20 protein-coding genes are annotated in these 24417 nt (G+C 63.9%); 9 read left to right on the top strand and 11 right to left on the bottom strand.

Annotation, left to right across the window (positions count from 1 at the left end; translation table 11 throughout):
• The first annotated feature begins 94 nt into the window (after positions 1-94).
• Positions 95-835: a hypothetical protein gene (locus tag JFY56_RS13300; protein ID WP_208314225.1), complete on the top strand. Its 741-nt coding sequence runs from the start codon at positions 95-97 to the stop codon at positions 833-835.
• Between the two features lie 155 nt (positions 836-990).
• On the opposite strand, the gene JFY56_RS13295 is transcribed toward JFY56_RS13300, so the two are convergent.
• Positions 991-1929, bottom strand: coding sequence for a phospholipase BipL (locus tag JFY56_RS13295; RefSeq protein WP_208314224.1), 939 nt, complete (start codon positions 1927-1929; stop codon positions 991-993).
• A gap of 76 nt (positions 1930-2005) precedes the next feature.
• Here JFY56_RS13295 and JFY56_RS13290 point away from each other — a divergent pair, with 76 nt between their 5' ends.
• The 3 genes from JFY56_RS13290 to JFY56_RS13280 all read left to right on the top strand — a co-directional run bounded on the left by JFY56_RS13290 (position 2006) and on the right by JFY56_RS13280 (position 5682).
• Entirely contained in the window at positions 2006-2617 is a 612-nt protein-coding gene (locus JFY56_RS13290; RefSeq protein ID WP_208314223.1) for a DUF6436 domain-containing protein, read from the top strand.
• Between the two features lie 75 nt (positions 2618-2692).
• A complete protein-coding gene (locus JFY56_RS13285; protein WP_208314222.1) occupies positions 2693-3199 on the top strand; it encodes a transcriptional regulator in 507 nt (168 codons plus the stop codon).
• 104 nt (positions 3200-3303) lie between these two features.
• Positions 3304-5682: a penicillin acylase family protein gene (locus JFY56_RS13280; protein ID WP_208314221.1), complete on the top strand. Its 2379-nt coding sequence runs from the start codon at positions 3304-3306 to the stop codon at positions 5680-5682.
• Between the two features lie 376 nt (positions 5683-6058).
• Here JFY56_RS13280 and JFY56_RS13275 read toward each other — a convergent pair whose 3' ends face one another.
• The 8 genes from JFY56_RS13275 to JFY56_RS13240 form a co-directional block, all read right to left on the bottom strand.
• On the bottom strand, positions 6059-6931 hold the full coding sequence (locus tag JFY56_RS13275; protein ID WP_208314220.1) for an ABC transporter permease subunit: 873 nt from the start codon (positions 6929-6931) through the stop codon (positions 6059-6061).
• Between the two features lie 82 nt (positions 6932-7013).
• Positions 7014-7913 carry an ABC transporter permease subunit gene (locus JFY56_RS13270; RefSeq protein WP_208314219.1) on the bottom strand — a complete coding sequence of 300 codons (900 nt, stop codon included), beginning with the start codon at positions 7911-7913 and terminating at the stop codon, positions 7014-7016.
• Positions 7910-9064, bottom strand: a complete 1155-nt coding sequence (locus JFY56_RS13265) for an ABC transporter ATP-binding protein (protein ID WP_208314218.1) — start codon at positions 9062-9064, stop codon at positions 7910-7912. Before JFY56_RS13265 ends, JFY56_RS13270 begins: the two co-directional genes overlap by 4 nt.
• A gap of 67 nt (positions 9065-9131) precedes the next feature.
• The gene (locus JFY56_RS13260; protein WP_208314217.1) at positions 9132-10226 is read right to left on the bottom strand and encodes a polyamine ABC transporter substrate-binding protein; all 1095 of its coding nucleotides are present in this window, start codon (positions 10224-10226) and stop codon (positions 9132-9134) included.
• Between the two features lie 226 nt (positions 10227-10452).
• On the bottom strand, positions 10453-11553 hold the full coding sequence (locus tag JFY56_RS13255; RefSeq protein WP_208314216.1) for a polyamine ABC transporter substrate-binding protein: 1101 nt from the start codon (positions 11551-11553) through the stop codon (positions 10453-10455).
• Positions 11554-11666: 113 nt separating this feature from the next.
• Positions 11667-13034 (bottom strand): aspartate aminotransferase family protein, encoded by a 1368-nt coding sequence (locus JFY56_RS13250; RefSeq protein WP_208314215.1) that lies wholly within the window; start codon positions 13032-13034, stop codon positions 11667-11669.
• 61 nt (positions 13035-13095) lie between these two features.
• Positions 13096-14454 (bottom strand): glutamine synthetase family protein, encoded by a 1359-nt coding sequence (locus tag JFY56_RS13245; protein WP_208314214.1) that lies wholly within the window; start codon positions 14452-14454, stop codon positions 13096-13098.
• Positions 14455-14495: 41 nt separating this feature from the next.
• Positions 14496-15248 (bottom strand): gamma-glutamyl-gamma-aminobutyrate hydrolase family protein, encoded by a 753-nt coding sequence (locus JFY56_RS13240; protein ID WP_208314213.1) that lies wholly within the window; start codon positions 15246-15248, stop codon positions 14496-14498.
• A 275-nt stretch (positions 15249-15523) separates the two neighbouring features.
• Between JFY56_RS13240 and JFY56_RS13235 the strand changes: the two genes are divergently transcribed.
• From JFY56_RS13235 to aguA, 5 genes are all read left to right on the top strand, one after another.
• The gene (locus tag JFY56_RS13235; RefSeq protein WP_208314212.1) at positions 15524-16900 is read left to right on the top strand and encodes a glutamine synthetase family protein; all 1377 of its coding nucleotides are present in this window, start codon (positions 15524-15526) and stop codon (positions 16898-16900) included.
• A gap of 231 nt (positions 16901-17131) precedes the next feature.
• A complete protein-coding gene (locus tag JFY56_RS13230) occupies positions 17132-18193 on the top strand; it encodes a polyamine ABC transporter substrate-binding protein (RefSeq protein ID WP_208314211.1) in 1062 nt (353 codons plus the stop codon).
• Between the two features lie 319 nt (positions 18194-18512).
• Complete coding sequence (locus tag JFY56_RS13225) at positions 18513-19163, top strand: TetR/AcrR family transcriptional regulator (RefSeq protein WP_208314210.1); 651 nt, start codon at positions 18513-18515, stop codon at positions 19161-19163.
• A gap of 201 nt (positions 19164-19364) precedes the next feature.
• Entirely contained in the window at positions 19365-20243 is an 879-nt protein-coding gene (gene aguB / locus JFY56_RS13220) for an N-carbamoylputrescine amidase (RefSeq protein ID WP_208314209.1), read from the top strand.
• Between the two features lie 109 nt (positions 20244-20352).
• A complete protein-coding gene (gene aguA, locus JFY56_RS13215) occupies positions 20353-21459 on the top strand; it encodes an agmatine deiminase (protein WP_208314208.1) in 1107 nt (368 codons plus the stop codon).
• Positions 21460-21649: 190 nt separating this feature from the next.
• Here aguA and JFY56_RS13210 read toward each other — a convergent pair whose 3' ends face one another.
• Both JFY56_RS13210 and JFY56_RS13205 read right to left on the bottom strand, forming a co-directional pair.
• Complete coding sequence (locus JFY56_RS13210; RefSeq protein WP_208314207.1) at positions 21650-23005, bottom strand: OprD family porin; 1356 nt, start codon at positions 23003-23005, stop codon at positions 21650-21652.
• Positions 23006-23416: 411 nt separating this feature from the next.
• On the bottom strand, positions 23417-24388 hold the full coding sequence (locus tag JFY56_RS13205; RefSeq protein ID WP_208314206.1) for a GGDEF domain-containing protein: 972 nt from the start codon (positions 24386-24388) through the stop codon (positions 23417-23419).
• Positions 24389-24417 lie beyond the last annotated feature (29 nt).

Genomic DNA, 24417 nt, shown 5'->3' with positions numbered 1-24417 from the left:
TTGTAACGTCCGGCACATCCGGCTCGACAAGGCGGGCAAGCCTTGCCGACAATAAGCCGGCGGCGACAAATTGCCGCCCCCTGAGGAGTCCCAATTGCGCGCACTGCTTGCCTTCACCCTGCTCCTGCTGGGCCTGCCAGCTCTGGCCGACGATTACCAACGCCTGTACCAGGCCGCCGGCTGGCCCGAACAGCGCGCGCACTTCAATGACGCCCTGCATGCCGCGCAGAAGCGCTACCAGAACAACCTGCCGCCGGCGCTGTACCAGGCGCTGGTGGAGAACAGCAATCGCCGCTTCGCCCCGGCCGAGATCGACCAGCGCGCCCTGGGCAGCCTGCGGCAGAACCTGGCGGACTGCTCATCCGCCCTGGCCTTCTTCGAATCGCCGCTGGGACGCAAGGTGACGGCGGCGGAAACCTTCGCCACCCGCAGCGACCAGCTCGCCCAGCACGCCAATGGGCTGCCGCGCCAGCAGGCCAGCGAGCAGCGCCGCCAGTTGATCCAGCGCCTCAGCCAGACGCTGCCGGCCCGCGAGGCCGGTGCCGAGGTCAGCATGGCGCTGGCCGCGGTGGCCGCCGACAGCCTGAGCCAGATGCTTCCCGGCCTGCTCGGCCAGGTCCAGCCACGGGAAATGCTGGAAGGCCAGCGGCAGAAGCTGATGGGGCAGATTGGCGCCGATCTGGAAAACACCCTGCTGTACGTCTATCGCGAGCTGTCGGATGGCGAGCTTGGCCAGTTCGCCGACTTCACCGACTCGCCGGCAGGCAAGACCTATTACCAGGCAGCGCTGGGCGCCGTACGCGCCGGCCTGGCGGTTGGCCAAGACGGGCAGTGAATTTCCCTACAGGGCTATAAGCCCATTCCGAGCCGGCATCCCCGTACAATCACCCTCGCTGTACAGCCGGGCGCGGCGCTTGAAGGAAGTTAGCGCAAGGATTCAGGGAAACGCCCCGGAGTACAGCTCTCACCAGTTCCAACGCCCCACCGCCCTCACCCAAGCCTCTCCCCAAGAAACTCGAAATATCGCTGGCGCAGCGTCTCGCTCTCGTTCGCCAGGTGGTGTCGCGCGCCGCTGAGCAACAGGCACTCGATACGTTCGAACTTGTTGTCCAGCACCTTCAGGTTGTAACGCCAGTCCACCGTTTCGTCCGCGTCGCCCTGGACCACGATCAGGCTCTGCGGGCCGGGCGCTGCCGCCTCGATGCGCGGAATCCAGCGCGCCAACGCGCCCACCCAGGCGGTGGGCAGGGTGCGCGGCTGCAGGGGGTCGCGGTCGCGCAGGAAGGTGAGAAATTCGGCGTCGTTCGAGTTGTCGGTGAATTTGCGCGGGATGGAGCCGACGAAGGGCCGCAGCATCTGGTAGCTCAGCTTCGACCAGCCCCAGGCCCGCGGCCGCACCAGCGGCGCGAGGAGGATAGTTTCGCCGAGATCATCCCGCGGCGTGCCGGTCAGCAGGTAATCGAGCAGGATGGCGCCGCCGGTGCTCTGTCCACACAGGTGCCACGGTTTCGGCAGGTCGAGGATGTCCGCCTGCGCCAGTAGCCCGGTCAGGACCGCCTGGTACTCGGCGAAGTCGCCGATGCTGGCGGCCGCTCCATCGGACAGGCCATGTCCCGGCAGGTCGCAGGCCAGCACCGCGAAGCCCATCTGCAGCCCCCAGTCGATCACATGGCGGAACAGGCCCATATGATCGTAGTAGCCATGCAGCAGCAGCAGACTGCCCCTCGGCCGCTCCGGGCACCAGTACTGCGCGGCGATGCGGTAGCCGCCCGCGGCGAAGCAGCCCAGGCGCGTCGATACGCCCGGGTGCCGCAGCGAGGGATCGAGCCCATAGAACTGCTGGTAACGGCGTACGTCCTCATCCAATGAAGCTGCGGCCAGAGGTCGCAGGTGCTGGCGCAGCAGGGAGGGCTCGAAGGCTTCTGGCATCGGGTATTCCGTCTCTCGGGAGGATAGGCGGAATATGTCGTTCCGCCCCGCCGGATATTCAGCCGCGGCACGCGGCATGGCAAGCTTGACGGCTATCTTACCGGTATTCGCCATGACCTCCCGCCGCAAAGCCATTCTCGCCAGCCTGATTGCCGCCTTCTGCCTCGCCGGCCTGGCGACCGCCTACTGGTGGTTCCAGAGCCGCTATATCCGCCCGTTCAGCGACCAGCCGACGCTGTTCGCCGGCGACGGCCTGCAGTTGCCACGGGAGCTGTCGGGGCCCGGCCCGATCCGTCTGGTGCATTTCTGGGACCCGGCCTGCCCGTGCAATGTCGGCAACCAGCAGCACCTCGCCGAGCTGATCGGCCGTTTCGCGCCGCAGGGCGTGGAGTTCTTCGAAGTACGCAAGCCCGGCAGCCGCGGCCAGCTTCCGGAAACCCTGAAGGCGCTGAGGTCTCTCGCCACCCTGCCCGGCGCCGAGCGCCTGCCGGCCAGCCCCGCAGTGGGCATCTGGGACGCCCAGGGCCGGCTCGCCTACTTCGGCCCGTACAGCGAAGGCGCCACCTGCACCTCGAGCAACAGCTTCATCGAGCCGATCCTCGAAGCGCTGGTCGCCGGGCGCAAGGTCGAGGCCACCCACACCCTGGCGGTCGGCTGCTATTGCCCCTGGGCTCCGCCGGCCGACTGAGCATCGCCACCGCACTGACTACACTTTCTCCGGCACAGGTCCACGATGGACCATCCCGCAACGAAGGAGTACGTCATGCAACTACGCCCCGCCCTGGCCTTCTGCGCCCTGCTCAGCCTGCCGCTGGTAGCTACCGCCGCAGAGGAGCCAAGCACCAAGCAGGTGATGGACGAGCACAAGTCGGCGATCCAGAACACCCTGGCCGACATCGACTACAAGCGCAAACGCATCGTCGAGGCCAACATGGGACTCGACTCGCAGGAGGCCGAAGCCTTCTGGCCGATCTACAACAGCTACCGGACCGAAGCGGAGAAGCTGAGCAAGGAAACCCTGGCGATCATCCTCGACTACGCCCGCGCCTATAACAGCCACGCCGGATCGGTTACCAACGACCAGGCCGCCAAGCTGCAGGAGCGCGTGCTGGAGCTGCAGGACGACAAGCAGGAGCTGAAGGAAAAGTACCTGGGGCGCATAGCCAAGGAGGTCTCGCCACAGCGTTCGCTGCGCTTCCTGCAGATCGAGGATCAGCTCGATGCCATCACCCTGATACAGGGCACCAAGGACATCCCTCTGGTCGAGTGACCGCAAGCCGCCGCGCCGACTCCCGGTGCGGCGGTCAACTTTCCGCTTTTGCCGGCCATATTCTTGTGCGCAGAATTCGCCCTCGAAAACAGGGAGAGGGACGAATGAAGCGCAGCCTCGTGGCGCTGGCCGTCATCATCGTGGCGAGCGTCGCCGCCGGCGCCTGGTACCTGCACGGCAAGCAGCCGCAGCGGGACGGCCGGGCCAGCCTGCAGCGCCTGAACCATCCGGTCGGCATCCGCTACGACGAGCGCGGCGTGCCGCACATCAGCGCGCAGGACGAATCCGACCTGTACCGCGCGCTGGGTTACGTGCATGCCCAGGACCGACTGTTCCAGATGGAAATGCTGCGCCGCCTGTCCCGCGGCGAACTGGCCGAGGTACTTGGCCCGACGCTGGTGGAGACCGACCGCCTGTTCCGCACCTTGCGCATCCGCGACCGGGCGGACCAGTACGTCGCTCGCCAGGACCGCCAGTCGCCCGCCTGGAAGGCGCTGGAAGCCTATCTGGATGGCATCAACCAGTTCCAGGACAGCCATCCGCGGCCCCTGGAGTTCGATCTGCTGGGCATTCCCCAACGTCCGTTCACCGCGGCGGACTGCATCAGCGTCGCCGGCTACATGGCCTACAGCTTCGCTGCCGCCTTCCGTACCGAACCGGTGCTCACCTACATCCGCGACGAACTGGGCAGTGACTACCTGGCTATCTTCGACCTGGCCTGGCATCCCGACGGCGCGCTCGGCCGTACCACGCTGGCCGACGGCGACTGGCGCGACCTCGACGCCATCGCCCGGCTCAGCCAGCAGGCGCTGGCAGAGGCCGGCCTGCCGCAGTTCGAGGGCAGCAATGCCTGGGCCGTGTCCGGCAGCCGCACGCGCAGCGGCAGCCCGCTGCTGGCCGGCGATCCGCACATCCGCTTCGCCGTACCGGCGGTGTGGTACGAGGCACACCTCAGCGCCCCCGGCTTCGAGCTCTACGGCCATCACCAGGCGCTCAACCCGTTCGCCTCGCTCGGTCACAACCGGCAGTTCGGCTGGAGCCTGACCATGTTCCAGAACGACGACATCGACCTGATCGCCGAGAAGGTCAACCCGGCCAACCCCGAGCAGGTCTGGTATCGCGGCCAGTGGGTGGACCTCAGGCGCGAGGAGCAGAGCATCGCGGTGAAGGGCGAACAGCCGGTGAAGCTGGTGCTGCGCAGCTCGCCCCATGGCCCGCTGATCAACGACGCGCTCGGGGCTACAGCCGGGAAAACGCCGATCGCCCTCTGGTGGGCCTTCCTCGAAAGCGAAAACCCGCTGCTCGATGCCTTCTACCAGCTCAACCGCGCCGACACGCTGGACAAGGCCCGCGCCGCCGCGGCGAAAGTCCACGCTCCCGGCCTGAATATCGTCTGGGCCAGCGCCAGCGGCGACATCGGCTGGTGGGCCGCCGCGCAACTGCCGCAGCGGCCGGCCGGAGTGAACCCGGCGTTCATCCTCGATGGCGCCGGCGGCGAGGCGGAGAAGCCGGGCTTCCTGCCGTTCAGCGACAACCCGCAGGAGGAGAATCCGCCGCGCGGCTATATCGTCTCGGCCAATTTCCAGCCCGGCGGCAAGCCGATTCCCGGTTACTACAACCTGCCCGATCGCGGCCAGCGGCTGGATGAAAAGCTCCGCGACGACCGGGTGAAATGGGATCTGCAGAACAGCCAGGCGCTGCAACTCGACAGCGGCACCGGCTACGGTCCGCGCACATTGCAGCCATTGCTGCCGATCCTGCGGAATATCGCTGCGAATGCCGAGGAAAAAGCGCTGATCGAGCAGCTCGCCGACTGGCAAGGCGATCATCCGTTGGACTCGGCCGCCGCTACCCTGTTCAACCAGTTGCTCTACCAGCTCGCCGACAGCGCCATGCGCGACGAACTGGGCGAGGCCTTCTTCACCAACCTGCTCTCAACCCGCGCGCTCGACATCGCCTTGCCACGGCTGGCCGCCGATGCCGGCTCCCCTTGGTGGGACAACCGCGCCACACCGGCCCGGGAAAACCGCGAGGAGATCGTCCGCAGCGCCTGGCAGACCAGCCTGCGACATCTGCGCCAGACACTCGGCGACGACCCGGCCACCTGGCAATGGGGCAAGGCGCACACCCTGACCCACAACCACCCGCTCGGCCGGCGCAAGCCGCTGGACCGGCTGTTCAACGTCGGGCCGTTCGCCGCACCGGGCGGCCACGAGACGCCGAACAACCTGTCGGCGCGTATCGGTACAGCACCCTGGCAGGTGGTCTATGGGCCATCGGCCCGCCGCCTGATCGATTTCGCCGATCCGGCGCACAGCCTCGGTATCAATCCGGTCGGCCAGAGCGGCGTGCCGTTCGACCGGCACTATGCCGACCAGGCGCAACCTTACATCGACGGGCTCTACCAGCCGCAGCACCTGGCCGAAGAGGACGTGGCGGCCAACAGTCGTGGCCTGCTGCAACTGGTTCCAGCGGCCCGGTGAAGGCCCGAAAAGCAAGAAACCCCGCCGGGGCGAGGTTTCTTGCTTGCTGAGGGCTGCAGGAGATGCCGTAGCTCCTTGGCGCGTTATTTCCCGCAAGGGATAAAGGGTGTTGTATTCCGCGCCATCTCCCGCTCGGGGGGTGTTGCACAAGCATCGTCCGCTGGCTGGCGACCGTTCCATTTGCGGGGGGACCAGAAGTCACCAGCGAACAGAATCAATACTAGTCGGCTATCGGCGTAAACATGGCGTCAAAATGCCATAGAAATTTCCGATAGTTTCGACGACAGGTAAATCTTTCGCCCGGAAACGAAACGGGCCACCCTGAGGTGGCCCGTGTTTCGACAAGCACCAGCGTCGGCCGGCCGACAAGACGGCGTCAGGCGGTGGCTGTCGAACTCTTTTGCCAGTCGGTGGCCGAGGCCTCCATGGCTTCCTGTACGGCACGCTTGCGGCGCTCCTCGGCCTGGCGGGTGAAGTACCAGGCGAAGAAGGTGAACAGCGAGACAGTCAGGAGGATCAGGCTGGCAACGGCGTTGATCTCCGGCTTCACACCCAGGCGCACGGCGGAGAACACTTCCATCGGCAGGGTAGTCGAGCCGGGACCGGATACGAAGCTGGCCAGAACCAGGTCATCCAGCGACAGGGCGAAGGACATCATGCCGCCCGCCGCCAGCGACGGCGCGATCATCGGGATGGTGATCAGCAGGAACACCTTCCACGGCCGCGCACCCAGGTCCATCGCCGCTTCCTCGATGGACAGGTCCAGCTCGCGCAGGCGCGCCGAAACCACCACCGCCACGTAGGACGCGCAGAAGCTGGTGTGGGCGATCCAGATGGTTACGATGCCGCGCTCCTGCGGCCAGCCGATCATCTGGGCCATGGCCACGAACAGCAGCAGCAGCGACAGACCGGTGATCACCTCGGGCATTACCAGCGGCGCGGTGACCATGCCACCGAACAGCGTGCGGCCACGGAAGCGCGGGATGCGGGTGAGCACGAAGGCCGCCAGGGTGCCGAGGATCACCGAGGAAATCGCGGTGTACACGGCGATCTCCAGCGAGCGGAACACCGAGCCGATCAGCTGGGAGTTGTCCAGCAGGCCGACATACCACTTCACCGACCAGCCGCCCCATACGGTCACCAGCTTGGAGCCGTTGAAGGAGTAGATGACCATGATGACCATCGGGATGTAGATGAACAGCAGGCCGAGCACCAGCATGATGCTCGGAACGGACCAGCGCTTGTTCATACCTTGCCCTCCAGTTCTTTAGCCCTGCTTCTGGATGGAGAGCCTGTTGAAGAGGATGACGGGCGGGATGCGTCGAGGTGGTTCATACCTTGCCCTCCAGCTCTTTAGCCTGGTTCTTGTTGAAGAGAATGATGGGCACGATAAGGATCACCAGCATCACCACGGCGAGGGCGGAAGCCACAGGCCAGTCGCGGTTGTTGAAGAACTCCTGCCACAGCACCTTGCCGATCATCAGCGTCTCGGGGCCGCCGAGCAGTTCCGGGATGACGAACTCGCCCACCGCCGGAATGAACACCAGCATGCAGCCGGCGATGATGCCGTTCTTCGACAGCGGCACGGTGATCTTCCAGAAGCTGGTGATATCGCTCGCGCCCAGGTCGGACGCGGCTTCCAGCAGGCTCTGGTCGTGCTTCACCAGGTTGGCGAAGAGCGGCAGGATCATGAACGGCAGGTACGAGTAGACGATGCCGATGTACACCGCGAGGTTGGTGTTGAGGATGGTCAGCGGCTCGTTGATGATGCCGATGGACATCAGGAAGCCGTTGAGCAGACCGTTGTTGGACAGGATGCCCATCCAGGCGTACACGCGGATCAGGATCGCCGTCCAGGTCGGCATCATGATCAGCAGCAGCAGCACGGTCTGCATTTCCTTGCTGGCGCGGGCGATGGCATAGGCCATCGGGTAGCCGATCAGCAGGCAGATCAGGGTGCTGATGAACGCCATCTTCAGCGAGCCGAGATAGGCGTCGATGTACAGCGGGTCGCCGCTCAGCATCACGTAGTTGCCGAGGTTCATCACCACCTGCAACGTCTGGTCGGCGTACTGGAAGACCTCGGTGTACGGCGGGATGGCGACATCCGCCTCGGCCAGGCTGATCTTCAGCACAATGATGAAGGGCAACAGGAAGAACAGGAACAGCCAGAAGAACGGGATGCCGATGACGGCATGCCGGCCCCTGAGCTTCAGTTTGGGGAGCCTCATGATTGCAGTACCACTCCGCTGTCGTCATACCAGCTGATGTACACCGGCTGTTCCCAGGTCGGGCGCTTCACGTGGCGCTCGGCGTTGGCCATGAAGGCCTGCACGATCATCCCCGAGGCGAGCTTGATGTAGTACACCGAGTGGCCGCCAAGGTAGGCGATATCGTAGACAGTGCCCTGGGCCCAGTTGCAGTCGGGATGCTGAAGGTCATCGGGCTTCTCCGCGCTGACCATCACCTTCTCCGGGCGCAGCGCATAGGTGATGCGCTTGTCCTCGGCACGGGTACTGATGCCGTGGCCGATGTAGATCGGGTTTTCCAGCGCAGGACAGGCGATGACCGCGTGGTCTTCGACGTCCTTGACCAACTGGCCATCGAACATGTTGACGTTGCCGATGAACTCGCAGACCAGGCGGCTGGCCGGGGTCTCGTAGATGTCCATCGGGCTGCCGATCTGCTCGATGCAGCCGAGGTGCATGATGGCGATGCGCTGGGCCATGGTCATGGCCTCTTCCTGGTCGTGGGTCACCATCACGCAGGTCACGCCGACACGCTCGATGATTTCCACCAGCTCCAGCTGCATCTGCGAGCGCAGCTTCTTGTCCAGCGCGCCCATCGGCTCGTCGAGCAGCAGCAGCTTCGGACTCTTGGCCAGCGAACGGGCCAGGGCGACGCGCTGGCGCTGGCCACCGGAGAGCTGGTGCGGCTTGCGCTTGGCGTACTGGCTCATCTGCACCAGCTTGAGCATCTCGTTGACGCGCTGGTCGATCTCGTCCTTCGGCAGGCCGTCCTGCTTGAGGCCGAAGGCGATGTTCTGCGCCACGCTCATGTGCGGGAACAGTGCGTAGGACTGGAACATCATGTTGATCGGCCGCTCGTAGGGCGGCATGTCGGTGATGTCCTGGCCATCGAGGAAGATGCGCCCTTCGGTCGGCCGTTCGAAGCCGGCGAGCATGCGCAACAGGGTGGACTTACCGGAACCGGAACCGCCGAGCAGGGCGAAGATCTCGCCTTTCTTGATAGTCAGGGACACGCTGTCCACAGCCAACGTCTCGTCGAACTGCTTGGTGACCCGGTCGATTTTTACCAGCACCTCTTTCGGCTGCTGGTCGCCCGCTAGGGCTTTCTTGTAGGCACCGGAGGCTATTGCCATTACCACAACTCCCAACTCATTGAGGCCCGGCCACAGCAGCCGGGCATGCTTGGTTATCTGAATCGCTTCACTTGCCGGACTTGATCTTGGTCCAGGACCGGGTCATCAGGCGCAGGATCTTCGGCGGCAGCTCGTGCTGCACGAAGAGCTTGTCGAGAACCTCCTGAGGTGGGTAAACCTCGGGGTTATTGCGCACTTCTTCATCCATGAATTCGCCAGCCTTGGTATTCGGGTTGGCGTAACCGACGTAATCGCTGACCTTGGCGATCACCTCGGGCTTGAGCAGGTAATTGATGAAGGCGTGGGCCTGCTTCGAGTTTTCCGCATCCTTCGGGATGGCGAGGATGTCGAACCACAGGTTGGCGCCTTCCTTCGGAATCGCGTAGGCGATCTTGACGCCCTTGCCGGCTTCTTCGGCACGGGTGGCCGCCTGGAGCACGTCGCCGGAGAAACCGGCGGCAACGCAGATGTTGCCGTTGGCCAGGTCGGAAATGTATTTCGAGGAGTGGAAGTAGGTGACGTACGGACGCACCGCCATCAGCTTTTCTTCCGCCTTCTTGTAATCGTCCGGGTTGGCGCTGTTCGGGTCCAGGCCCAGATACTTGAGCACTGCCGGCATCATCTCGTCGCCGGAGTCGAGGAACGAGACGCCGCACTGCGACAGCTTCTTCATGTTTTCCGGCTCGAACAGCACGGCCCAGGAGTCGATGTGGTCGACGCCGAGCACCGCCTTGACCTTTTCGACGTTGTAGCCGATGCCGTTGGTGCCCCACAGGTACGGTACGCCGTACTGGTTGCCGGGATCGTTGGCCTCGAGCTGCTTCATCAGGTGCGCGTCGAGGTTCGACCAGTTCGGCAACTGGCTCCTGTCCAGCTTCTGGAAGGCGCCGGCCTTGATCTGGCGACCGAGGAAATGGTTGGAGGGCACGACCACGTCGTAGCCGGTGCGACCGGCCAGGAGCTTGCCTTCGAGGGTCTCGTTGGAGTCGAAGACGTCGTACACAGGCTTGATGCCGGTTTCCTTCTCGAAGTCGGCGAGAGTGGTCTCACCGATGTAGTCGGACCAGTTGTAGATATGTACCGTCGACGCGGCCTGCGCAGCAGTGACCAGGCCGAATACGGCTGTGGCAGCGATCAGGGTTTTTCCGAAGGGAACTCGCACACGTCAATCCTCTCGTTGTTGGCTTTGTCTGTTGTTCTTCTGCGATTGCATTTCGTTGCAGGCGCACGCCTGTCGCCGTCCGGGGCGTCACGAGAAGGTCACGACCGACGTGGCCATCCCACTGCTCGGGGTACTTCGGGTACACGGGGCACAGCGCAGGGGATGAACCCGGCGCCGGCCCGGTGTGTCGGCTGCCGCTGCAGGCCAGCGGCAGTGACTACCCCGCTTACTTGCCGGACTTGATCTTGGTCCAGCTGCGGGTCATGGTGCGCTGGGTCTTCGCCGGCAGGTCCGGGAAGGCGTACAGCTTCTTCATCACTTCTTCGGTCGGGTAGACGCCCGGGTCGGCGCTGATCGCCTTTTCCACCAGCGGAGTGGCGGCGGAGTTGCCGTTCGGGAACTGCACGACGTTGGTGATCTCAGCCATGATTTCCGGCTGCATCAGGAAGTCGATCCACTTCAGCGCGCCTTCCGGGTTCTCGGCGTCTTTCGGGATCGCGACCATGTCGAAGAAGGTACCGGCGCCTTCCTTCGGAATGTTGTACTTGACGGTGACGTTGTTCTTCGCCTCTTCGGCGCGGGACTTGGCCTGGTAGACGTCGCCGGAGTAGCCGATGGCGACGCAGATGTTGCCGTTGGCGATGTCGGAGATGTACTTCGAGGAGTGGAAGTAGGTGACGTACGGGCGGATCTTCAGGAACAGCTCCTCAGCTGCCTTGAGTTCCTTCGGATCGTTGCTGTCCGGCTTGTAGCCCAGGTAGTGCAGGGCCGCCGGAATCATTTCGGTCGGCGAGTCGAGGAAGCTCACGCCGCACTGCTTCAGCTTCTCGATGTTTTCCGGCTTGAACACCAGGTCCCAGGAGTCCACCGGGGCGTTGTCGCCGAAGGCAGCCTTGACCTTGTCCGGGTTGTAGCCGATGCCGATGGTGCCCCACATGTAGGGAATCGCGTACTTGTTGCCCGGGTCGCTGATTTCCAGGGTCTTCATCAGGTCCGGGTTGAGGTTCTTGTAGTTCGCCAGTTTGGAGCGATCCAGCGGCTGGTAGACACCGGCCTTGATCTGCTTGGCAAGGAAGGAGTTGGACGGCACCACGATGTCATAGCCCGACTTGCCGGCCAGCAGTTTGGCCTCCAGCACTTCGTTGCTGTCGTAGACGTCGTATACCACCTTGATCCCGGTCTGCTTGGTGAACTTCTCGACAGTGTTCGGGGCGATGTAGTCAGACCAGTTGTAAACGTGCAGTACCTTGTCGTCTGCCTGCGCCATGCCGGCCACAGCGCCCGCCAACGTCACGGCGAGCAGGGTCTTGCCAAAGGTTTTCAACATGCGGGTAGCTCCATTTGTTTTTCTGATGATCCGGGTGGCGCCGCCCTTGGGCGTCACCCCCCGGTGAGCCTGGCCAACGCACAGGCGCAGTCTGGCAAGGTCCCGTCAGGGACTCAAGACAGAACAGCAGCGGCGGTTTGATCGAGGCACTTGCGCGCCAAAGTGATCAGCTCGTCGATCTGTGCTTTCTCGATCACCAGCGGCGGCGAAATGATCATGGTTTCGCCTACCGCACGCATGATCAGTCCGTTACGGAAGCAGTGCTCGCGGCACAGCATCCCGATTCCATCGTTGCCGAAGCGCTCGCGGGTCTTCTTGTTCTTGACCAGCTCGATCGCCGCCACCATGCCGACGCCGCGTGCTTCGCCAACCAGCGGGTGGTCGGCCAGCTCCTGCCAGCGTTTCTGCAAATAGGGTGCCGTTTCCGCCTTGACCTTCTCGACGATCTTTTCTTCGCGCAGGATGCGGATGTTCTCCAGCGCCACCGCCGCCGCCACCGGGTGACCAGAGTAGGTGAAGCCGTGGTAGAACTCCCCACCCTCATTCAGGGTATGGACGATCTCGTCGCGAACGATTACGCCGCCCATGGGGATGTAGCCTGAGGTCAGACCCTTGGCGATCGGCATCAGGTCCGGGGCGTTGCCGTAGTACTGGCTGCCGAACCACTCGCCGGTACGGCCGAAGCCGCAGATCACTTCGTCGGCGATGAACAGGATGTCGTACCTGGCGAGGATCTCGCGGATCTTCGGCCAGTAGGTTTCCGGCGGAATGACCACGCCACCGGCGCCCTGGATCGGCTCGGCGATGAAGGCGGCGACGTTCTCCTCGCCGACTTCGAGAATCTTCTTCTCCAGTTGCTCGGCGGCCCATACGCCGAACTCTTCCGGATTCATGTCGCCGCCTTCGCCGTACCAGTACGGTTGCGGGATGTGCACGATGCCGGGGATCGGCAGGTCGCCCTGGCCATGCAGCGCCTTCATGCCGCCCAGGCTGACGCCAGCGACGGTGGAGCCGTGGTAGCCATTCCAGCGGCCGATGACGACTTTCTTCTGCGGCTGGCCCTTGATCGCCCAGTAGTGGCGGACCATGCGCAGCACAGTGTCGTTGGCCTCGGAGCCGGAGCCGGTGAAGAACACATGGTTCATGCCTTCCGGCGCGACGTCGGCAATCGCCTTGGCCAGTTCCAGCACCGGCGGGTGGGCGGTCTGGAAGAACAGGTTGTAGTAGGGCAGCTCCTGCATCTGTTTATAGGCTGCCTCGGCCAGTTCCTTGCGACCGTAGCCGACGTTGACGCACCAGAGACCGGCCATGCCATCGAGGATCTTGTTGCCCTCGCTGTCCCACAGGTAGATGCCTTCGGCCTTGGTGATGATGCGCGCGCCCTTGGCGTTCAGCTGCTTGTAGTCGGTGAACGGAGCCAGGTGATGCTCGCGGCTGAGCGCCTGCCAGTGCTGGGTCTGGGCGCTGGTCTCTTTAGTCATCTTCAAACCTCTCTTTCCACAATGAGGGAGCCCGCCGGGTCAGGCCGGGCTCCCCGTCAAATCACACGGACAGCAGGAGGAACTCGCGTTCCCAAGAGCTGATCACGCGCTTGTAGTTCTCGTGCTCGGCACGCTTCACCGCGACGTAGCCGCGAATGAAGCGGGCGCCCAGGTACTGCTCCAGCGTCGTGCTGCTCTCCATACGCTCCAGCGCGGCCTCGATGGTCAGCGGCAGGCGCAGGTTGCGGCGCTCGTACGCGCGGCCGCGGACCTGGGCGCTGGGCTTGATGCCCTCGATCATGCCGATGTAGCCGCAGAGCAGGCTGGCGGCCAGCGCCAGGTACGGGTTGGCGTCGGCACCGGCGAGGCGGTTTTCCACCCGGCGGTTCTGCGGATCGGAATCCGGTACGCGCAGGCCGACGGTGCGGTTCTCCTCGCCCCACTCGACGTTCACCGGCGCCGAGGTGTCCGGCAGGAAGCGGCGGAACGAGTTCACATTGGGCGCGAACAGCGGCAGCGACTCCGGGATGAACTTCTGCAGGCCGCCGACGTGGTGCAGGAACAGCTCGCTCATGGTGCCGTCGGCGTTGGAGAAGATGTTCTTGCCGGTCTTGATGTCGACGATGCTCTGGTGCAGGTGCATGGCGCTGCCCGGCTCGCCGGTCATCGGCTTGGCCATGAAGGTGGCTGCCACGTTGTGCTTGAGAGCGGCCTCGCGCATGGTGCGCTTGAACACCAGGATCTGGTCGGCCAGGTCGAGGGCGTCGCCGTGACGGAAGTTGATCTCCATCTGCGCGGTGCCTTCCTCGTGGATCAGGGTGTCCAGATCCAGGCCCTGGGCTTCGCACCAGTCGTACATGTCCTCGAACAGCGGGTCGAATTCGTTCGCTGCATCGATGGAGAACGACTGGCGGCCGGTCTCCTGGCGACCGGAACGGCCAACCGGCGCCTGCAGCGGGTAGTCGGGGTCGTCGCTGCGCTTGGTCAGGTAGAACTCCATTTCCGGCGCGACGATCGGCTTCCAGCCTTTATCGGCATACAGTTTGAGCACGCGCTTGAGAATGTTGCGCGGCGACAGCTCGATGGGGTTGCCGAGCTTGTCGAAGCTGTCGTGGATGACCATCGCGGTCGGCTCGATGGCCCAGGGGACGAGGAACACGGCATTCTCGTCCGGGCGGCAGACCATATCGATGTCGGCCGGGTCCAGCAGGTCGTAATAGATGTCATCCTCGACATAGTCGCCAGTGACGGTCTGCAGCAGGACACTTTCCGGCAGACGCATGCCTTTTTCATTGAGGAACTTGTTGGTCGGCGAAATCTTGCCGCGGGCGATGCCGGTAAGATCGGAAACCAGGCATTCCACTTCGGTGATCTTGCGTTCCTTCAGCCAGCTGGTCAGCTGGTCTAGCTTGGTAGTCATAAAGACCTCAGGTTTTGAGAGTCCGGCCCCAACCGCCGGACTCAACGTTGCCCCGCCCTCTTGCTGCAGGCCGTGCCGAAGGCCTGGAAGATAGCGAGATAGTTGGGGTTCGATGCGACCTGGAACTCCGGATGCCACTGCACCCCGAGCGCAAAGGTCCTGGCGCCTTCGACGGAAAAGGCCTCCACCAACCCGTCAGGCGCCAGTGCTTCAACTCGAAGGCCCGGCGCCAGACGTTCAACGCCCTGGCCATGAATGGAATTGACCTGAATCTCGTCCGGCAAGCCGATGCCGGCGAGTACCCCGCCCGCCTGCACATGCACCGCATGGCTGAGGGCGTACTGCACCTCGAACGGCTGGTCGGCCGGTTCGCGGTGGTCCATGAAACTTCCGGTTTCGTGCACTTTCTGGTGCAGGGTGCCGCCGAACGCCACATTCATTTCCTGGAAACCGCGGCAGATGCCGAGCACGGGAATACCGGCGGCAATCGCCTTGCGGATCAGGGGAAGTGTAGTGCTATCTCGCGCGGGATCATGTCGAGTGCCGGCTTCGCTCGCCGGGCCACTATAATGATGAGGCTCGACATTCGATGGCGAGCCGGTGAACAGCAGGCCGTCGACAGTGTCCAGCAAGGTCTCCTGGTCGATCAGATCGCCCAGCGAGGGAATGATCAGCGGTAAACCACCGGCACCCGCGACAACCGCTCTTACGTATTTGTCGCCAGTGATGTGGAAGGGTTGAGGACCGATCTGCCTGGTGCAGGCGGTGACGCCGATTAACGGCAGGCGAGGCATGGGACACCCGTATTTGTATGTGTTATGGGTTGCAAACGAGCTTAGCGTTGTTCAATTTTTTACACAATAGTTCTGTAAAAAATCAAACACGACCCACTGAACACCTCGCCAGCCAAGGCTCTCCGAACCACCAGAGCAACCTGAAACGCCCCAATTTTGGCCTCTGCGCACCAGCAGGAGGCATTTTGGGGCGCTATTGACAACATCAGGCCATTCGGATTGACTCACACCCTAGCCCCCGCATGATTGAAATTTTTAACAAAAAGGTGTGCATCATGTCGGTACCCCCGAGTGCCGTTCCGCTCACAGAAGCGACCGAGTTCCTCAAGGAACATCCCGAGGTCCAGTTCGTCGACCTCCTTATTGCAGACATGAATGGTGTAGTGCGCGGCAAGCGCATCGAACGCACCAATCTGCCCAAAGTATTCGAGAAAGGTATCAACCTCCCGGCATCCCTGTTCGCCCTCGATATCACCGGCTCCACCGTGGAGAGCACCGGCCTGGGTCTGGACATCGGCGATGCCGACCGCGTCTGCTTCCCCATCCCCGATACCATCGCCATGGAACCCTGGCAGAAGCGCCCGACCGCGCAGCTGCTGATGACCATGCATGAAATGGAAGGCCAGCCGTTCTTCGCCGACCCGCGCGAAGTGCTGCGTCAGGTCATACAGAAGTTCACCGACATCGGCCTGACCATCGTCGCGGCGTTCGAGCTGGAGTTCTACCTGATCGACCAGGAGAACATTAACGGCCGTCCGCAGCCGCCGCGCTCGCCGATCTCCGGCAAGCGCCCGCAGTCGGTGCAGGTCTACTCCATCGACGACCTCGACGAGTACGCCGATTGCCTGCAGGACATCATCGACGGCGCCCGCGCCCAGGGCATTCCGGCCGACGCCATCGTCAAGGAAAGCGCCCCGGCACAGTTCGAGGTCAACCTGCATCACGTCGACGATGCACTGAAGGCCTGCGACTACGCCGTACTGCTCAAGCGCCTGATCAAGAACGTCGCCTACGATCACGAGATGGACTCGACCTTCATGGCCAAGCCCTATCCCGGTCAGGCTGGCAACGGTCTGCACGTGCACGTCTCGCTGCTGGACAAGGATGGCAACAACATCTTCACCAGCGAGGATCCCGAGCAGAACGCCGCATTGCGCCACGCGATCGGCGGTGTGCTCGAGACCCTGCCGGCCTCGATGGCCTTCCTCTGCCCGAACGTCAACTCGTATCGCCGCTTCGGTTCCGCCTTCTTCGTGCCGAACGCACCGAGCTGGGGCATCGACAACCGCACGGTGGCACTGCGCGTACCGACCGGCTCGCCGGAAGCCGTACGCCTCGAACACCGCGTCGCCGGCGCCGATGCCAACCCGTACCTGCTGCTGGCCTCCGTGCTTGCCGGCGTCCACCACGGCCTGACCAACAAGGTCGAGCCCGGCGCGCCGATCGAGGGCAACGCCTACGAGCAGCTTGAGCAGAGCCTGCCGAACAACCTGCGCGACGCCCTGCGCTCGCTGGACGACAGCGACGTGATGAACAAGTACATCAGCCCCGAGTACATCGACATCTTCGTCGCGTGCAAGGAGCACGAGATGCAGGAGTTCGAATATTCGATCTCCGACCTCGAGTACAACTGGTATCTGCACACGGTGTAAGCCGTAGCAGCGATAAGAATCTGTGCCGGCCTCCTGCGCCGGCACAGTTTTGTTACCGGGGCGAATCCGAATCGACACTCAACGCGGGGGCGTTCGTGCGATGCGGATTCGCCCTGGTTTCCATCTGCCCCGGGACCGACCTCCACAGCGTCCCCATGCCACAGGCGATCCGAGCTAGACCCGAAACACGCTGCCTCATGCTGTGCCTTGCCATATAAGGAAAAAATGCCAATGCCACGCTTGTCCGCCTTGCTGTTCCTCGCTCTCACTCCGTTGCTCAGCCATGCCGAAGACCTGATCCGCGTCTACAACTGGAACGACTACATCGCCCCCGCGGTGCTCGACGAATTCCAGAAAAGCACCGGAATCCGCGTCGAATACCACACCTACAGCACCGCCGAAGAACTGGACAAGGCCCTGCACAGCGGCGAGCGCATCGACGTCGCGGTGCCCTCGCACAACGACCTGCCGAGGCTGGTCAGGGATGGACTGCTGCAGCCGCTGGACTTCGCCCGCCTGCCCAATCGCAGCCATCTCGATCCCCAGTTGCTGAGCAAGCTGGCCGCTGCCGACCCGAACAACCGGCACGCCGTGCCTTACCTGTGGGGCGCCGTCGGCCTGGCGATCAACCAGCCGCAGGCCGAAAAAGCCTTCGGCGGCCCCGTGCCGGAGAGCTGGGGCCTGCTCTTCGATCCGCAGCAGAGCGAGCGCCTGAAGAGCTGCGGCATCAGCCTGCTGGACGCCCCCGAAGAAACCTTCTCGGTACTGATGAACTACCAGGGCCGCAATTTCGCCCGCAGCGCGCCGTCGCAGATCCGCCGCGCCGGGGAAACCCTGCAGTCGCTGCGCGCCAACCTGCGCTACATCGACAGCGAGCGCTACATCCAGGACCTCGACGGCGGCCAGCTGTGCGTCGCCATGGCCTGGGTCGGCGACGCCCTGCGCGCCGCCAGCGCCGGGCAGCCGGTGCGCTTCGTGGTGCCGCAGGAAGGCTCGGTGCTGTTCATCGACAACCTGGTGATCCCGTCCAGCGCCACGCGCCCCGACCTCGCCCACCGTTTCATCGACTACCTGATGCAGCCGAAGGTCGCCGCGCAGATCACCACCGAAACCCTCTACCCCAACGGCAATGCCGATGCCGCCGCCTTCCTCGCCCCGGAACTGCGCGAGCAGAGCGGCCTGTATCCGGACCAGGCCACCAAACGCCGCCTGTTCGCCCTGGAAACCGTGCCGGAGAAGGCTGCACCGGTGCTCGACGAAGTCTGGAGCCGGCTGCGTGCCGGCGGCAGCTGACACTCCGTCGCGGCAGGAGCAACTGTCTCGCATCCTGCGCAGGCCAGAACCCGCGTAGGTTGGCGCTGAACGCAGTGAAGCCCAACGATGGCAATGTTGGGCTTCGCGTTGCTCAGCACCAACCTACGGTGGGTACCACACCGTAGGATGCCGCAGTGCCAACCGGCAGCACCGTAAAGCCCCCTCTCCCTCCGGGAGAGGGCAGGGGTGAGGGAGTCCCAGCGCCGGATTATCGGTAGGAAGCGGAACGTCAACAGACCCCGGACTTGCCGCGAACTCCGGGCTGACGTCCAATAGCCGCTCACGCCCGGAGACCCGCATGCAACAAGCCGCCAGCACCGCCCGCAAACCCCGCGCCAGCAGCCAGGCGCGGATCGCCACCATCCTCGACACCGCCCGCGTGCTGCTGGCCGAGAGCGGTGCCGCCGGCCTGTCGATCTATGCGGTGGCCGAACGCGCGGAGATGCCGCCGTCGTCGGTGTATCACTTCTTCCCCAGCGTGCCCGCCCTGCTCCACGGGCTGACCAGCGACGTCCACGCGGCCTTCCGCGCCTGCCTGGCGGAGCCGGTGGACCACGCCGCCCTGCGCGACTGGCGCGACCTCTCGCGCATCGTCGAGGAGCGCATGCTGGCGGTCTACGCGCGGGACGCCGCCGCCCGCCAGTTGATCCTCGCCAGCCACGGCCTGGCCGAAGTCACCCTGGCCGACCGTCAGCACGACGTGCAGCTCGGCGAGTCGATGCGCGCCCTGTTCGACCGCCATTTCCAGCTACCGCCGCTGCCGGCGGATATCGAAGTGTTCAGCCTGGCGATGGAGCTCGGCGACCGCGTCTATGCCCTCTCCGTGCAACGCCACGGGCTGATCAGCGAGCGCCTGGCGGAAGAAGGCATGCGCGTGTTCGATGCCTACCTGGCGCTCTACCTGCCACCCTTCCTGCCCAAGCGCGAATCCCCTTTGCCGATGGCGTAAGCCGATTTATATCCGATTAAAATCGGTATTTTAGGCCGAAATATTTTTAATACGCCCTTCTAAAACCGATTTATATCGGATATAAATCGCTCATGGCTGATCGGCGCCCGACTGGCCTTGCCAATCCGCGCCCACTCAGAACCGTCACCGGCCTCTGCTAAGGTCAGTAGGCCCTTTCGAGTTTGCTCACCGAGGTGTTCCATGACCCGCAACGTCACCGTCGCCGCCACTCAGATGGCCTGCTCCTGGGATCGCTCCGCGAATATCGCCAACGCCGAGAAACTGGTACGCCAGGCTGCCGCCGAGGGCGCGCAGATCATCCTGATCCAGGAACTGTTCGAAACCCCGTACTTCTGCCAGAAGCCGAATCCGGACTACCTGCAGCTCGCCACCACGGTCGAAGAGAACGCCGCCATCGCGCACTTCCAGAAGCTCGCCAAAGAGCTGCAGGTCGTGCTGCCGATCAGCTTCTTCGAGCGCGCCGGCCGTGCCCGCTTCAACAGCATCGCGATCATCGATGCCGACGGCAGCAACCTCGGCGTCTACCGCAAGAGCCACATCCCGGACGGCCCGGGCTACCACGAGAAGTACTACTTCAACCCGGGCGACACCGGCTTCAAGGTCTGGCAGACCCGCTACGCCAAGATCGGCGTGGGCATCTGCTGGGACCAGTGGTTCCCGGAGTGCGCACGCAGCATGGCGCTGCTCGGCGCGGAAATCCTCTTCTACCCGACCGCCATCGGCAGCGAGCCGCATGATGCGACCATCACCTCGCGCGAACATTGGCAGCGCGTGCAGCAGGGCCATGCCGGCGCCAACCTGATGCCGCTGATCGCCTCCAACCGCATTGGCAAGGAAGAGCAGGACGGCTATGACATCACCTTCTACGGCTCCTCCTTCATCGCCAACCAGTTCGGCGAAAAGGTGAAGGAACTGAACCAGACCGAGGAAGGCATCCTGGTGCAGACCTTCGACCTCGACGCGCTGGAACACATCCGCAGCGCCTGGGGCGTGTTCCGTGACCGTCGCCCGAACCTGTACGGCCCGATCAAGACCCTGGACGGCTCGCTGGAGTCCTGACGCCAGGCCCTTGTAGGAGCCAGTGCGTAGGGCGGGTGCAACCCGCCAGATGTGCCGACCAACGCTGCAAATGGCGGGTTTCACCCGCCCTACCCGACAGGTCAACACGATGAAAACCCTGAACAGCACTCCCCGCGCCGACGGCTTCCGCATGCCGGCGGAGTGGGAACCGCACAGCCAGACCTGGATGATCTGGCCGGAGCGCCCGGACAACTGGCGCCTCGGCGGCAAGCCGGCGCAGGCCGCCTTCACTGCCGTGGCCAAGGCCATCGCGCGCTTCGAGCCGGTGACCGTCTGCGTCTCCGCCGGACAGTACGAGAACGCCCGCGCCCGCCTCGACGACGCCAATATCCGCGTGGTCGAGATCACCACCGACGACTCCTGGGTGCGTGATACCGGTCCAACCTTCGTCATCGACGACAAGGGCGACGTCCGCGGCGTGGACTGGACCTTCAACGCCTGGGGCGGTTTCGACGGCGGCCTCTACGCGCCGTGGCAGCACGACGACCAAGTGGCCAGCAAGATCCTCGAGATCGAACGCCGCAAGCGCTACCGCACCGAAGGCTTCGTGCTGGAAGGCGGCTCGATCCACGTCGACGGCGAAGGCACCCTGATCACCACCGAGGAATGCCTGCTCAACCGCAACCGCAACCCGCACCTGTCCCGCGAGGAAATCGAGCAGGTGCTGCGCGATCACCTGGCCATCGACACGGTGATCTGGCTGCCGGACGGCCTGTACAACGACGAGACCGACGGCCATGTGGATAACTTCTGCTGCTACGTGCGCCCGGGCGAAGTGCTGCTGGCCTGGACCGACGATCCGCAGGACCCGAACTACCCGCGCTGCCAGGCCGCCATGCGCGTGCTCGACGGCGCCCGCGACGCCAGGGGCCGCCAACTGGTAGTGCACAAGATGCCGATCCCCGGTCCGATCCATGCGACCGAGGAAGAATGCGCCGGCGTCGATCTGGTGGCTGGCACCCAGGAGCGCGATCCGTCGATCCGACTGGCCGGCTCCTATGTCAACTTCCTGATCGTCAACTGCGGCATCATCGCGCCGAGCTTCGACGATCCGAAGGACGCCGAGGCGCAAGCCATCCTCCAGCGCGTGTTCCCGCAGCACGAGGTGGTGATGGTGCCGGGCCGGGAAATCCTCCTGGGCGGTGGCAACATCCACTGCATCACCCAGCAGCAGCCGGCGCCGCAGAAAATCTGAGCGCCAGCCTGAAACGAAAAACCGCCGGCCCTCGCGGGTCCGGCGGTTTTTTATTGCCTGTAGGTTGGTGCTGAACGCAGTGAAGCCCAACACCTACCCAACAACTGCTGATAGCAATGTTGGGCTTCGCAAGCTCAGCGCCAACCTACAGGAACTCCTCTCCCGGATACGGGAGAGGAGGCTTGGCTTCTTACAGCAGTGTCAGGGTGTAGCTCAGGATCAGGCGGTTCTCGTCCTGATCGCGAACCGCGTCGCTGCGCAGGGAGGCATTGCGCCAGGAGAAGCCGAGGCCTTTCAGTGGGCCTTCCTGCAGCACGTAGTCGAGGCGGAAATCGCGTTCCCACTCGCCCTGGTCGCTGGCCTGGGTCTCGATGTTGCTGCCCTTCAGGTAGGTGGCTATCGCCTTCAGGCCCGGTACGCCGAGCTTGGCGAAGTCGTAACCGTACTCGGCCACCCAGGTGCGTTCGCCGGCGCTGAGGAACTTGCCGATCTGACGGTCGGTGATCAGGTAGGCAGTGGCGCCGTCGCCCTGGTTGAGGAAGGGGAAGGCGCTGTCGCCGGATACCTGCTGGTAGCCCAGGCTCGCCGCGTGGCCGCCCAGGCTGTAGGTGAAGAAGGCACTCCAGGTGCGGTTGTCCACCTCGAAGCGATCCGGGTCGTTGGCCGCCCAGTTGCCGCTGCTGCGGAAGCCTTCGGCGCGGCCGGCGGCACTGGCGTTCCTGCCGTCGGAATCGCTGTAGAAGTAGCGCAGGTCGGACTTCAGCGCGCCCACCGGCAGCGCCCAGTTGTGGGTCAGGCCGAGGAAGTGCTGTTTGTAGAAGTCTTCCAGGTTGCCGTAGTAGTACTGGGCGGTGAGGTCGTCGGTGACCTTATAGTCGCCGCCGGCGAAGTAGAACTTGTTGACGAACTGGCCGCTGCGGGCGTTGTTCGCGCCGGCGATGGACAGGCCCCGGGCATCGCTGGAGTTGCGCCCCTTGGCGTGTTCCAGCTGGCCGGCGAGCAGGGTCAGGCCGGCGAATTCGTTCGAAGTGATCTGCCCGCCCTCGAAGGTCTGCGGCAGCAGGCGGCCGTCGTTGTAGGTCACTACCGGCAGCTTCGGCAGCAGGGTGCCGATGCGCGCCTCGGTCTTGGAGAGACGTACCTTTCCGGTCACGCCCAGGCTGCCGAAATCATCCTTGGCGTGGCCGTCGTTGTCGGTGGGGAACACGGTGCCGCCGTAGCTGGCGCTGGTGGGGTTGTAGTGGCGACCCTTGCCGGAATCCAGTTTGACGCCGAGCAGGCCGAGGGCGTCGACACCGACCCCGACTGTGCCTTCGGTGAAGCCGGACTGGTAGTTGAGCAGGAAGCCCTGACCCCACTCTTCCTGCTTGGAAGGTGCGTCGACGAACTGGCGGTTGTCCGAGTTGATGTAGAAGTTGCGCAGCGTCAGGCTGGCCTTGCTGTCTTCGATGAAGCCAGCAGCGGAGACCGACTGGGCGACGAGGCCGAGGCTGGCGACGGCGATGCTGACAGCCAGGCTGGATAGCTCACGGGTACGACTTTTCATTTCCATTATTTCCCCATCAGGTGGTCTTCAAATCTGGCGGCCCCCGCAAAGTCGGAGGCGAAACTCGCCTGGCCGTGGCACACACAGCCGAAACCGGTCTGGAACTTGTGGCGCGCCTCTGTTCGAGGGCGTGGTGCAGGCAGGCAGAGAAAGGCAGCGGGTATGAAAGCGAACGGCGTTCAGCCCACCGAAGTGATGTTCCCCATGCGGACCTTGCGGCTGCATGCGGCGACGATAAGGGATTCTACTTAAATCAAAAAAGAATTAATGATTTTGTAAAGATCATATTTGGTTATATATGGTAACGCAGCGGACTCCGACGCGTCTGTCCACCTGAAGAGGTATCCATCGAAGGAAGTTTCGATCAGCAACAGGGGAAATCTCCTGTCGGAGATTTCCCCTGCAAGCCACTCAGCCCTGGACCAGCCGGTCCTTGCCCCTGCGCTTGGCTTCGTACAGCGCGGCATCCGCGCGGCTGAACAGCATCGACAGGCTTTCGTCGCCGGACTGCAGCAGCGTCATGCCCTGGCTGATGGACACGCTGAAGTACTCCCCCGTCTCGCAGAAGCGCAAACGCTGGACTTCGCGCTGCAGGCGTTCGCCGATCTGCCTGGCGGTGGACTCGTCGCAGCCGGACAGCAGCACGGCGAACTCCTCGCCGCCGATCCGTCCGAACAGATCGCCACGGCGCAGGGCCCCCGCGCCGCACTGGGCGATGCGCTGCAGCACCTGGTCGCCGACCTGATGGCCGTAGCGGTCGTTGATCAGCTTGAAGTCGTCGACATCGAGCAGCAGGAACGCCAGCGGCGTACCTGTCGACTTGCTCTTGGCGAAGGCCTGCTCGGCGCTGTCGAAGAAGTAGCGGCGGTTGCTGCTCTGGGTCAGCACATCGGTGGTGGCCAGCCGGTGCAGCTCGTTCTCCATCTGCTTCTTGTCGGTGATGTCCTCGGCGATGCCGACGATCAGCAACGGCAGGCCGGCCTCGGTCTGCCGGCCGACGAAGCATTTGTCGCTCAGCCAGCGCACTTCGCCGTCGCTGCGGATGATGCGGTACTCCCTGTGCTCCATGGCGCCGATCTCCAGGGCCTGCAGCAGCGAACTCTCGGCGTATTCCAGGTCGTCCGGGTAGACGGAGCTGCGCCACTCTTCGAAGTCGGCCAGCAGCAGGGCGGCGGAACGGCCGAAGATGCGCTCGTAGGCGGGACTCACGTAGACCATGCGCCGGGCTTGCCAGTCGAATGCCCAGAGCACGGCATTCACGCTGGCCAGCAGCGTGCTGAACAGATGCTCGCGCTCCTTCAGCCGTTCCACTTCGGCGCGGCTGTGCATCAGCGCAAGCAAGGCCTCTTCGGCACTCATGGGGAGCCGTCCCTGTCCGTCCATCATTCCACTCCCGGATCGTCCTGCAGAAA

Origin of the sequence: Pseudomonas schmalbachii, from assembly GCF_017589465.1 — a bacterium.
Taxonomy (GTDB): domain Bacteria; phylum Pseudomonadota; class Gammaproteobacteria; order Pseudomonadales; family Pseudomonadaceae; genus Pseudomonas; species Pseudomonas schmalbachii.
Note: the sequence above shows the minus strand (reverse complement) of the source record. Positions and strands in the feature narration are given on the sequence as shown.